Consider the following 11,667-nt stretch of genomic DNA (forward strand, 5'->3'; position numbering starts at 1 on the left):
GCCTTTTCAGGCGGCGCAACCTCGTTCACCATACTCAACGGCCGGCATCGACGAAGGACGATGCCGCATGTGAAACAGAAAACCGAGGCTCGGGCGACACAAGGATCGGCGAGCCGCAATCTCTGGGAGGAGAACCCCATATGAAACTGATGAAGACCATGCTTCTGGCCGGTGCGGCAACGTTCGTCGCAGCGGGTGCCCATGCGCAGGACGGCGGCGAGATCAGCGACAACGCCATCAAAATCGGCATCATCGCAGACATGTCCGGTCCCTATTCGGCTCTCGATGGGTCCGGTTCGGAAGCTGCTGTGCAGATGGCGATCGAGGAGATGGGCGGCGAGATCAACGGCGCGCCGGTTCAGCTTCGCACCGCCGATCACCAGAGTAAGGCCGATATTGCCTCGAACATCGCCCGCCAGTGGTCGGACGAAGACAACATCGACATGATCCTCGGTGGCGCCAATTCAGGCGTCGGCATCGCTCTGCAGGAGATCACCAGCGAGAAGGGCGTCGCCTATATCAACAACGGCGCCGCCACGAACGCCCTCACCAACGAGAACTGCGCGCCCGAGACGGGTCTTCACTGGACCTACGACACGGATGCTCTCGCCAACGGCACGGCCGTCGCGATGGTGAAGGAAGGCAACACGTCCTGGTTCTTCATCACGGCGGACTACACCTTCGGCCATAATCTTCAGCAGACAGCGGCCGATGCGGTTACTGCAAATGGTGGCGAAGTCGTCGGCGAAGTCGCGGCCCCTTTCCCGACCCAGGACTTCTCGTCCTTCCTCCTGCAGGCGCAGGGCTCGGGCGCCCAGGTGGTGGGTCTTGCCAATGCCGGCACGGACACCCAGAACTCGGTCAAGCAGGCTCAGGAATTCGGTCTCGTTCAGGCCGGGCAGAAGCTCGCTTCCCTGCTGCTCTTCATCACCGATGTGGACGCGCTCGGCCTCGAAGCCGCACAGGGCCTCACGCTGACGACTGGCTTCTACTGGGATCAGGACGATCAGGCACGCGAGTGGAGCGCCAAGTTCGAGGAGAAGACCGGCGCCAAGCCATCCATGGTTCAGGCTGGCATGTATTCGTCCGCGCTGAACTACCTGAAAGCGGTCGAGGCGGCCGGCACGGATGACAGCAAGCAGGTGGTCGCGCAGCTGAAAACCATGCCGATCGAGGACGCATTCGCCCGCAATGGCAAGGTCCGAGCCGACGGCCTGATGGAACACGACATGTTCCTCGCCCAGGTGAAGACGCCGGACGAGAGCGAAGGGAAGTGGGACTACTACAACATTATCCGCACGATCCCGGGCAACGAGGCGTTCCAGTCGCTGGAAGACGGCAGCTGTGAGGCCGCCAAGGAAATGGCCGCGTCTGGTGGGTCCTCGGAAGAGGCCGGCGCGAGCGAAAGCACAGCGCAGTAAGCCGACAGGTCCCTTACTGAACCGAGACGCGCGGCGGGACCACTTCCCCGCCGCGTTTTTCGTGTGACCTCAACGGTCCGATGATGCGCTCGTATTCGCGCTCGGTCACACCGTATGATGCGCCGGCGAGTTCTTCGAGCGCCGCGCGATCGCGGATTGTAATTACGCCGCGCTCGGCCTTGATGATGCCTGCGCCTTCGATGGCATGGGTCGTCAGCGTGACCGTCGAACGGCGTACGGCTAGCATGAGCCCCATGAATTCGTGCGTGAGTTTGATCCTGTTGCCGCCGATTCGGTCCTGGCACATCAATAGCCAGCGTGCGAGTCGCGCCTCCACGTTGAACGCGCTGTTCGAAACGACGGTCTGCCCGGTCTGAATATTGAGAACGTGCACCCAGCGCATCAGGTGCCGGCGCAGCGCCGGACGCTCCTCGGAAAGCCTGTAGAGCGTCTTCGCCTCGATCTGCAGCCCGTTCCCAGCCATCTGGACAAAGATCTCGTGTGGAACGCGATCGATGCCGGCAAGCACCGAGCCGTCAGTCATCCCTTCGCGGCCGATGATGCCGATCTCGACATGCTCGTTGTCTTCGACTGCAGTGATGATCGAAACGATTCCGGAAGTTGGAAACACGATGCTTTCGATCGGCTCGTTCGGATAGATCAGCGTGTCGCCCCGGCGCAATTCGACCGGCTCGAAGTGATCTGAAAGCGCATCGAGATCGTCCGGCCGAAGGCTCGCGAGCAGCAGGTTTTCGTGAAGATTTCCAGACACGTCGGGGGACATCGGCATACCCATGATGATCAGGGCGTAAGCCAAGTGCACTCACAGCCGCACGCGCCCGGTCAGTCCAGCATGCGATTTCCGGAATGTAAGCCGAACTGCGTCATTTTGCACCCGGGATCAGCCCTGCGGGTCCTTGTCGGCTTGATCAACGCCCGCGCCTCACCGACCCTCGGCAAGCTCGACGCGGCGATCGCTCGTAGGCGAACAAGCCGATCAGCGGAGACTGCCGAGATCGGCTCTGCTCGCTCATGCAATCGAAACGGATGGTGACGCTGAACCGATACTAATTGATCAGGCCGCGTATCTGGCGAAGCGCCTTCTCTGGGTCGCTCTCGACAATCGTATAGACCTCCTGCAGGTCGCGATTGGTTCGCAGATGACTGGGGTCCACGTCGAACCCGACGAATGCCATCGACCATTCGTCGAAGATACGAGTTTCGACAGGCGTCATGTCGACAAGCTTCAGGTTGCCATGGCGCATGTCGCAGCAGATCGCCTCGAAAGCCGTCTCGATTTCCGAGAGCGGCCCTTCCAGCACCTGGATGAAGGTATCGTTGATGAAGAGAAGCACACCGGTCAGATCGCGGTGACGATTCTTTTCAAATGATTTTGCGACGATCCCTTTGATCTCGACAGGAACGTGAGCTTCGCTGCAGGAAAAGCGCGACTTGCTGGTGTAAAGAAGCCGGTGAAGGCTGTTATAATGACTTTCCGGCATCAGGCGGCCCTTTCGGCGCTGTCTTTGGTATCGAACAGCGCGCCGATCTCGCTCCCTGGGATCGGCTTGCTGAAAAGATAGCCTTGCAGGTGGTCGCAGCCCTCGGTCTTCGAGAACGACCACTGTTCCTCATTTTCGATTCCCTCAGCAGTGATCTTCATGCCGAGGCTACCGCCGAGTTTGGCGATCGCCTGGACGATCGCTGCGCTGTCGACGTCCGTTGGTATGCGATCGATGAAGGATCGGTCGATCTTGATTCGATTGATCGGAAACCGGTGCAGATAACTGAGCGAAGAGTAACCCGTGCCGAAATCGTCGAGCGAGATGGCGATACCCATAGCGCGAAGTTCGTTGAGGACCGCCAACGCCTGCACGTCGTTCCCGATAAGCGAGGTTTCGGTGATCTCTAGTTCCAGCCGTGCCGGATCGAGACCGGTTTCGTTCAGGATCGACTTCACAGACTTCGGAAGCCGGCGATCCATCATCTGGGCCGGCGAGAGATTGACCGCCACCGAAAGATGGCTCGGCCAGGTCACCGCATCTCGGCAGGCTTGGCGTAGCACCCAGTTCCCGATCGGGCCGATCAATCCGAGTTCTTCTGCAAGCGGAATGAAGACGACGGGAGAAAGCATGCCGCGTTGGGGGTGTCGCCAGCGGATCAGTGCTTCGGCTCCGGAATAGTCGCCCGACTTGGCGTCGACCTGCGGCTGGTAATAAACTTCGAATTCCTCACGATTGAGGGCGCGTCGCAGATCGATTTCGAGCGACCGGCGAAGCTGAACCTCGTCCGCCATAGCTGTCTCGAAAAGCTTGTAGGTCGAACGACCGGCATCCTTCGCCGCATAGAGCGCAATGTCGGCGCTCTGGGTCAGATCGTCGGCCGTGGTGCCATGTGCCGGCGCGATCGCAACGCCGAGGCTGGCCCCCAATTCGATGACGTGACCGTTGATGATGAAAGGCCGCGACAAGACGTCGATGATACGATCGCAGAGGCGCAAGACGTTGCTTCTGTCGCCGGTCGATCCGAGAGCGATGATCGCGAACTCGTCGCCGCCGAGCCGCGCAAGAAAATCACTTGCGCGGATCACGTGCTCCAGGCGATTGGCAACCCGCTTCAGAACCGCGTCTCCGGTCGTGTGGCCGAGCGTGTCGTTGACCGGCTTGAAGCGGTCGAGATCGATCATGATCAGCGAAAATTCCGCTCCGGTATCTCTTGTCTTCGCACAGCGGTCCGCGAGGATTTCCGAGAACTTCCGGCGGTTGGGGACGCCCGTCAGCTCGTCGTGGGTCGCGATGTAGTTGAGGTCGATCTCGGAACGCGTCTTGTTGCGGAACTCGATGACCTCACTTGAGAAACCAGTGAAGACGATGAGCAAGGCGACAAGTGCGACGCTCATGGCCATTGCCGAGAAGGCTCCACTATCTGCCCCCGAAGACAGGCCTGCTATCGGCGCGACGCTGAATGCATCCATCGCCGTGAAATGGAGAAGAACGATTGCTAGGATCAGCGAAATCACCGCGGCATTCGTCCTGCTGAGGAAGGCCGGAGCTCGACCACCCGTCATGTAGAAAGTCGCGAGCACCGAGAAGCCGATCGATGCGACGATCGACAGAACGATATAGGTCTGGTCCCAACTGACGATCCCATCGACGCGATAGGCGAACATGCCGACGAAATGCATCGCTGCGATCGATAGCCCGAGCGTCGCGCCGCCGACGAGACGCGCGATCAGCCGGTTGCTCGACGTCGTCAGGGCAATGCCAAGGGACGTGCCGAGGATTGCGATGACAATGGAAATGACTGTTAGCTTGGGATCGAATGTCGCCGGCACAGGCGTCTGGTAGCCCAGCATCGCGATGAAATGGGTCGCCCAGATTGACGAGCCTCCCGTCACGCCGGTGAGGAAGCACCAATGGAAACGGTCTCTCTGACGCGCAGCGACCGCATTCCGCCAAAGTCGGGTCGTCGCAAATGAGCCGATTGCGCACATGACCGCAGCGAGCAGGACAAGCAGAAGATCGTGTTCGGTAAGAATACAGCTGATGACAGGCACTGAGACCTCAGATGGAAAAGGCAATCGATAACGTCGTTGCGCAAAGATCGAACTTTCGTATTAAGAAATGATATTCTTAGACGGCGGAAGATTACGACGCCTGGCAACATACACGCATCATGGGATGCGAATAGTATGCAGAGACATTACTGATAATAAGTACGTATTACTATTACTGGAACCGGGTATGTGATCGCCGGCAAGTAGGCGACGTGAGGTAGATGACCTTGATCTCCGAGGCGGCAGCTCTCGTCGGGCAGGCACTTAAGCGCCTTCGAGGTGATCCGCGGCAAGTGTCTCGATCAGCTGGCTTCCGACGTTTACAAGGTCGAACGCGTGGTCGGACTTCAGCCATTCGGTGATGAGCCCGCTCACCGCACAGAAATAACCGGACGCGATCGCCCGGGCATCGCATTGCTTCGGACCCGTGGCGCGGTTCGATAGAGCGTGATCGAAGATCCGCGCTATCTCCACGCGCATGTGTTCGTCGGCGCTCTCTCGCCGTGCCATCGCGGGCTGCATCTCTCCGACATATTCGCAACGAAACATCAGGATGGTCATGACGCGTTGTGTTCGTTCGTCGGACGCAAGAAAGGCAAGCGCTTCGATGGTTTTCTCACAGAGTTCGCGGACCGACGCAGGTTCATGGCGGCTGTCGTGGAAGAAGGCTTCCTGCGGCAGGCGCGCACGGTCCACCATGTCTTTGAAGAGGTCGACCTTGTTCTCGAAATGCCAGTAGATCGCGCCGCGTGTCATTCCGGCAGCTGCCGCAATCTGAGACAGTGACGTCGCTGCAACGCCGTTCTCGAAAAACAGCGTTTCCGCAGCGTCCAGGATCGCTTCACGCGTTTGTGCAGCTTCGCACTTGGTCCGCCGCATGCCGGCCTCCTTGCCCACCAACATTCATCACTGTATGTATCTTGCAATGCAACAAAATTGCGGCATCCCGCCTCGGAAAAGAGTGTCCATGCACGTTTTCGGAAAATCGATCGGCCTTGCAGCACTCGCCCTCCCCCTCATCCTTCTTGGATACGGCGCGCACGCACAGGGCGGCGGAGAGCAGCCTCCTCCGGGCGTGACGGTCGAAACCGTCGCCACCCAGACGCTGCCGGTGACCTACGAATATGCCGGCCGGGTCGCTGCCTCTCGCGAAGTGCAGGTCCGAGCGCGTGTCGGCGGGATCTTGCTCGAACGCGATTTCGAAGAGGGCTCCCGGGTTGCCGAGGGCGATCTCCTTTTCCGGATCGATCCTGCAACATACGAGGCCGAAGTCGCACTTGCGCGGGCACAGGTCGTGGAGGCCGAGGCGAATCTCGTTCAGGCACAGCGCAGCGAGGAACGCGCCCGCACACTCGCTCAGCGAGGCGCCTCCTCCCAGGCCAATCTCGACGACGCCGTCTCGGGCCGGCAGCTCGCCGAAGCGCGGGTCGAGGCAGCGCAAGCTCAACTTCGCAGTGCCAGCCTGCAGCTCGACTACGCAACGGTGGAAGCCCCGGTCGGCGGCATCACGAGCCTCGAACAGGTACCCGAGGGGAGCCTTCTGCAGAGCGGCGATCTTCTCACCCGGATCGACCAGCTCGACCCGATCAACGTCAACTTTTCCGCTGCCGATACCGAAGCCCAGTCCATCCGCGAGTTGATCGAGAGCGGAACGCTTCGCGGCGCAAGTGCGCCGAGCGATCTCAAGGTCTCAATTCTCTTCGGCGATGGAACGACCTACGGTCAGGACGGCACGATCGACTTCACTTCGACAACGATCGACACGCAGACCGGCACGATCCTGTCACGTGCGGTGCTGCCAAATCCGGATCAGCGGCTTCTGCCAGGCCAGTTCGTCCGGCTGATGGTCGAGGGCCTGCAGGTCGAAGACGCCATTACGCTTCCCACCGAAGCGCTGATGCAGGGCCCCCAGGGCACGTTCGTCTACGTGCTCAACGAGGGCGACGTTGCCGAGGTCCGGCCGATCACGGTCGGACGCGAGCTCGACGGGGCCATTCTGATTTCAGACGGTCTCGCGGAAGGCGACCGTGTCGTCGTACGGGGGGTCGTCAAGGTTCGGCCCGGTTCACCGGTCGATCCGCAGTCCGCTGATCCCCAGGCCGATGAAGGCGAGACTGCCAACGATGACGCGGCATCCAGCGACGCCGCGCCTGCGCCTGAAACTGAGGCCGGGGCCGGCGACAAAGCCGAGGGCGGCGAAGGCGACACTCCGCAGGATCGCGAACCGTCGAGCTCTGCCTCTGAAACAAGCGTCGAGGAGCCCACTCGCCTTGCCGGCCCGCCGGTCCCGAAGACGGCGCTGCCGGACGGTGCAGCGGCGCGCAGGGCCCAGGAAAATCCCCTGCCGAACCGGCCGGTCGGCCGCGAACGCGCGGAGCTCGTCGAATGAATTCCCGCTTCTTCGTCGACCGCCCGATCTTTGCGGCGGTCATATCCATTCTCATCGTTCTCGGAGGCCTTGCCTCCCTCACCTCGCTGCCGATCGAGCAGTATCCGCAGCTGGTTCCGCCGCAGGTGCAGGTGCGCGCGACTTATCCCGGCGCCTCCGCGGAAACCATCGCCCAGACCGTCTCGGCGCCCATCGAGCAGCAGATCAACGGCGTCGAGGACATGCTCTATATGCAGTCCACGAATTCCTCGACGGGGACCGCGACGATCACGGTCACCTTCGCAGCGGGGACCGATCCCGACCAGGCGACGATCAACGTCAACAACCGCGTTCAGCAGGCGAGCGCTTCCCTCCCGGAGCAGGTGCAGCGGCTCGGCGTCACGGTGTCGAAGCAAAACTCGTCGATCCTCGCTGTTCTGACGATGTCGTCGAATGATCCGCGTTACGACGCGACCTATGTCTCGAACTACACGCTCTTAAACGTTCTCGACGAATTGAAACGCCTGCCGGGGATCGGCCAGGCCCAGCTCTTCGGCGCGCGCGATTATTCGATGCGCATCTGGCTGCGGCCGGACGCGCTCGCCCAGTACGGCCTGACGCCCGGCGACGTCGCGAGTGCCATACGCGACCAGAACGCCCAGTTCGCGGCCGGCCAGTTCGGAGGCGAGCCGAACGGTTCCGATCTCGCCTTTACCTATTCCGTTACGACCGCCGGGCGCCTGCCCGATGCGAAGGCCTTCGAGAACATCATCCTGCGCTCCGACGAGAACGGCTCCTCGCTGCTCCTGAAGGACGTGGCGCGCGTCGAACTGGGGGCTCAGGATTACGGCTTTAACGCCACCTATAACGGGACGCCGACGGTGCCGATCGGCATTTATCTCCAGCCGGGTGCCAACGCGCTCGACACGCTGGCGGTGACGCGCGAGCGCATGGACGAGCTATCGCAGTCGTTTCCGGACGGGATCGACTACGCGATCCCCTACGACACGACGAAGTTCATCGAAGCCTCGATCGAAGAGGTGATCCTGACCTTCATCGAGGCGATGATCCTCGTCTTCCTCGTCGTCTACCTCTTCCTGCAATCCTTCCGCGCGACGCTCATTCCGATGCTCGCCGTGCCGGTCTCGATCATCGGCACATTCGGCGTGCTGCTGGCATTTGGCTTCTCAATCAACCTTCTCACCCTTTTCGGTCTGGTGCTCGCCATCGGCATCGTCGTCGACGACGCGATCGTGGTTCTCGAAAACGTCGAGCGCATCATGACCACCGAAGGCCTCAGTCCGAAGGAGGCGACGGCCAAGGCAATGAGCGAGGTCGCGGGCCCTGTCATCGCGATCGTGCTCGTCCTCTGCGCCGTCTTTATTCCTGTCGCTTTCCTCGGCGGGCTCGCGGGCACGATGTACCGCCAGTTCGCGATCACGATCGCGGTCTCCGTGTCGATCTCCGGTATCGTCGCCCTGTCGCTCACGCCGGCGCTTTGCAGCGTCCTCCTGAAGAACAAGCATTCGAAGCCGTTCCTTCCGTTCCGCTGGTTCAACGCCGCCTTCGACAGGCTCACGCGGGGCTACGGCGCGGGCGTCGCCTTCGTCATGCGACGCGCGGCGATGGCCCTTCTCCTCTTCTGCGGTCTGATCGGCGGATCCTACTATTTCTTCCAGACGCTTCCCGGCTCGCTGGTTCCGGAGGAGGATCAGGGCGTCAATTTCGTCATCGCGATCCTTCCTCCGGCTGCCTCGCTGTCGCGCACGACCGAGGTCATGGATCAGGTCTACCAGAATCTCTCCCAGCACCCGGCGGTCGACGACGTGACGGCGTTCGCCGGCTTCGACCTTCTCTCCGGCTCCCAGAAATCCTCGGCGGGCGTCGCCTTCGTATCGCTGAAGGACTGGGAGGAGCGGACCGATCCGTCGCTCGACGCGCGTAATCTCGTGGGTCCGTTCATCGGCATGAATTCGGGCATTCAGGACGGCATGATCCTCGCCTTCAACCCGCCGCCCATCCAGGGCCTTTCGACGACGGGCGGCTTCGACCTCTTCGTGCAGGACCGGCGGGGTGCCGGAACGCAGGCTCTTCTCGAAACGACGAACGCGCTCGTCGCTGCCGCATCCGAACGGCCCGAATTAGCAGGCGTGCGGACGACCTTCTCCGCTAGCGTGCCGCAATACGAAGTGGAGGTTGACCGTCAGAAAGCGAAGGCTCTCGACGTCCCGATCTCTTCGATCTTCGAGACCATGCAGTCGACCTTCGGCTCGCTCTACGTCAACGACTTCACCCTGCTCGGCCGAAATTTCCGCGTCTCGCTGCAGTCGGAGGCCGATTTCCGCGAAACGCCGGACGATCTCAGATTCGTCTACGTCAAGGCGACCAACGGCGCTATGATCCCGCTCGATACGCTCCTTAACGTCGAGCGCGTCATCGGACCGGATCTTCTGGAGCGCTACAACGCGTTCACCTCGGCGAAGATCTCCGGCAATCCCGCGCCGGGCTTCTCCTCCGGTCAGGCGCTGGCCGCGATGCAGGCCGTTGCGGCGGAGACCCTGCCGACGGGCTACGACATTGCCTGGACCGGTTCGGCCTATCAGGAGATATCGTCGGGCGGGACGGGTCTTTTCGCCATCGGCTTCGGCATCCTGATGGTGTTCCTCATCCTCGCGGCCCAGTACGAGCGCTGGTCGCTGCCGATCGCCGTGCTGCTTGCCGTACCCTTCGCCATGTTCGGCGCGCTACTCGCGATCTTCCTGCGCGGCATCGACAACGACGTCTATTTCCAGATCGGCCTCGTGACGCTGGTGGGGCTCGCGGCGAAGAACGCGATCCTCATCGTCGAATTCGCCGTCTTGAAGCGAGAGGAAGGGCTCAGCGCCTTCGATGCGGCGCTCGAAGGCGCAAAACTCCGCTTCCGGCCGATCGTGATGACTTCGCTCGCCTTCATCTTGGGCGTGGTACCGCTGGCGATCTCCACCGGCGCGGGCTCGGCCTCGCGACATTCGATCGGTACCGGCGTCATTGGCGGCATGCTGTTCGCGACATTCGTCGCGATCTTCTTCATCCCGCTCTTCTACAAGCTGCTTTCGCCAAGCGACAAGGCGATGGCGAAGAAGCGGGACGCCAAGGACCGCGGCGGCGAGAGCGGCAGCCAGGAGGCTCTGAGCCCGGCCGAATGAAGATTGTCGCCGTCGCGGCGACATGCCATCACGCATAGGACGGGCCATGCCGGGTTTTAGGCCGGCCCGTTCGGACAAAGCGGCCGGCGATGCGTAGAACGTCGGCCAGATACTCTATCGAACTTCGAGGAACGACGAGGCGATGCCAGCAAAAGCCAATCCGCTGTTCGATCTCACCGGCCGGACCGCTCTCGTCACCGGCTCCTCGCGCGGGCTTGGACGGGCGATCGCCGAAGGTCTGGGCGATGCCGGCGCGAAGCTGATCGTCAACGGGCGCGATGCCGGCAAGCTGAAACCCGTCGCCGAAGAGATTCGCGGAAGCGGCCACGACGTGATCGAGGCCCCCTTCGACGTCACCGACGAGGCCGGCGTCGAAGCCGCCTTCGAGCGCTTCGACAGCGAAGGGATAGCCGTAGACATCATTGTCAACAATGCCGGCATCCAGCACCGCGAGCCGATGGTGGAGCTCAAGCTTTCCGACTGGCAGCGGGTGATGGACACCAATCTCACCGCCGCCTTCCTCGTCGGACGGGTGGCGGCCCGGCGCATGATCCCGCGCGGCGAAGGCAAGATCGTCAATATCGGTTCGCTGATGAGCGAGATCGGTCGGGCGACGGTGGTGCCCTATGCGGTCGCCAAGGGCGGCATCAAGCTCCTCACCAAGGGGATGGCCGCCGAATGGGCCAGGCATGGCATTCAGGCGAACGGCATCGGCCCCGGCTACATGCTGACCGAGATGAACGAGGCGCTGGTCTCAGATCCGAAGTTCGACGCCTGGGTGAAGGGCCGCGCGCCGGCCGGTCGTTGGGGCGAACCGAAGGAACTCGTCGGCGCCGCCGTCTTCCTCGCCTCTCCCGCCTCCGCCTACGTGAACGGCCAGATGATCTATGTCGATGGTGGGATGCTGTCGGTCCTGTAACCGCCCTCTGGTCGGCGCCAAGGCCGCTCCGCACGCAGTTCCAACCCCGCCCCACTCCTCCGGCCGCTGGATGATCGTCGCCGGACTGTTCCCGGTGCGCTACCGCGCAAACCTGAAGTGCTGAGGATGCTGTCGCTGCAAGTCGGAGGGGCGAAAATCTCATCTCAACTTCAATCCAAATGAAGATCAATTTGTAAGTTGCGGCAGCAATAACTCTC

At 61.7% G+C, this 11,667-nt stretch carries 8 protein-coding genes; 4 read left to right on the top strand and 4 right to left on the bottom strand.

Features of this window, described 5'->3' with window-relative positions:
• Positions 1 to 149 precede the first annotated feature (149 nt).
• Complete coding sequence (locus FP2506_RS08635; protein WP_148227666.1) at positions 150 to 1,421, top strand: ABC transporter substrate-binding protein; 1,272 nt, start codon at positions 150 to 152, stop codon at positions 1,419 to 1,421.
• Positions 1,422 to 1,434: 13 nt separating this feature from the next.
• Here FP2506_RS08635 and FP2506_RS08640 read toward each other — a convergent pair whose 3' ends face one another.
• From FP2506_RS08640 to FP2506_RS08655, 4 genes are all read right to left on the bottom strand, one after another.
• Positions 1,435 to 2,238, bottom strand: a complete 804-nt coding sequence (locus FP2506_RS08640; protein ID WP_007067066.1) for a Crp/Fnr family transcriptional regulator — start codon at positions 2,236 to 2,238, stop codon at positions 1,435 to 1,437.
• A 250-nt stretch (positions 2,239 to 2,488) separates the two neighbouring features.
• On the bottom strand, positions 2,489 to 2,923 hold the full coding sequence (locus FP2506_RS08645; protein WP_007067067.1) for a BLUF domain-containing protein: 435 nt from the start codon (positions 2,921 to 2,923) through the stop codon (positions 2,489 to 2,491).
• Positions 2,923 to 4,977 carry a putative bifunctional diguanylate cyclase/phosphodiesterase gene (locus tag FP2506_RS08650; protein WP_007067068.1) on the bottom strand — a complete coding sequence of 685 codons (2,055 nt, stop codon included), beginning with the start codon at positions 4,975 to 4,977 and terminating at the stop codon, positions 2,923 to 2,925. Before FP2506_RS08650 ends, FP2506_RS08645 begins: the two co-directional genes overlap by 1 nt.
• A 264-nt stretch (positions 4,978 to 5,241) precedes the next feature.
• Complete coding sequence (locus FP2506_RS08655) at positions 5,242 to 5,856, bottom strand: TetR family transcriptional regulator (protein ID WP_040489613.1); 615 nt, start codon at positions 5,854 to 5,856, stop codon at positions 5,242 to 5,244.
• Positions 5,857 to 5,944: 88 nt separating this feature from the next.
• Between FP2506_RS08655 and FP2506_RS08660 the strand changes: the two genes are divergently transcribed.
• From FP2506_RS08660 to FP2506_RS08670, 3 genes are all read left to right on the top strand, one after another.
• Entirely contained in the window at positions 5,945 to 7,366 is a 1,422-nt protein-coding gene (locus FP2506_RS08660; RefSeq protein WP_007067070.1) for an efflux RND transporter periplasmic adaptor subunit, read from the top strand.
• Positions 7,363 to 10,530 carry an efflux RND transporter permease subunit gene (locus FP2506_RS08665; protein WP_007067071.1) on the top strand — a complete coding sequence of 1,056 codons (3,168 nt, stop codon included), beginning with the start codon at positions 7,363 to 7,365 and terminating at the stop codon, positions 10,528 to 10,530. The genes FP2506_RS08660 and FP2506_RS08665 overlap by 4 nt, the downstream gene beginning before the upstream one ends.
• Before the next feature lie 142 nt (positions 10,531 to 10,672).
• The gene (locus tag FP2506_RS08670) at positions 10,673 to 11,449 is read left to right on the top strand and encodes an SDR family oxidoreductase (RefSeq protein ID WP_007067072.1); all 777 of its coding nucleotides are present in this window, start codon (positions 10,673 to 10,675) and stop codon (positions 11,447 to 11,449) included.
• The last annotated feature ends 218 nt before the right edge of the window (positions 11,450 to 11,667 follow it).

The organism is Fulvimarina pelagi HTCC2506 (genome assembly GCF_000153705.1).
Lineage (GTDB): Bacteria > Pseudomonadota > Alphaproteobacteria > Rhizobiales > Rhizobiaceae > Fulvimarina > Fulvimarina pelagi.

Coding starts and splice junctions, on each gene's coding strand:
- FP2506_RS08635 (WP_148227666.1), top strand. CDS start 150: ATGAAGACCATGCTTCTGGCCGGTGCGGCAACGTTCGTCGCAGCGGGT.
- FP2506_RS08645 (WP_007067067.1), bottom strand. CDS start 2,923: ATGCCGGAAAGTCATTATAACAGCCTTCACCGGCTTCTTTACACCAGC.
- FP2506_RS08655 (WP_040489613.1), bottom strand. CDS start 5,856: ATGCGGCGGACCAAGTGCGAAGCTGCACAAACGCGTGAAGCGATCCTG.
- FP2506_RS08660 (WP_007067070.1), top strand. CDS start 5,945: ATGCACGTTTTCGGAAAATCGATCGGCCTTGCAGCACTCGCCCTCCCC.
- FP2506_RS08665 (WP_007067071.1), top strand. CDS start 7,363: ATGAATTCCCGCTTCTTCGTCGACCGCCCGATCTTTGCGGCGGTCATA.
- FP2506_RS08670 (WP_007067072.1), top strand. CDS start 10,673: ATGCCAGCAAAAGCCAATCCGCTGTTCGATCTCACCGGCCGGACCGCT.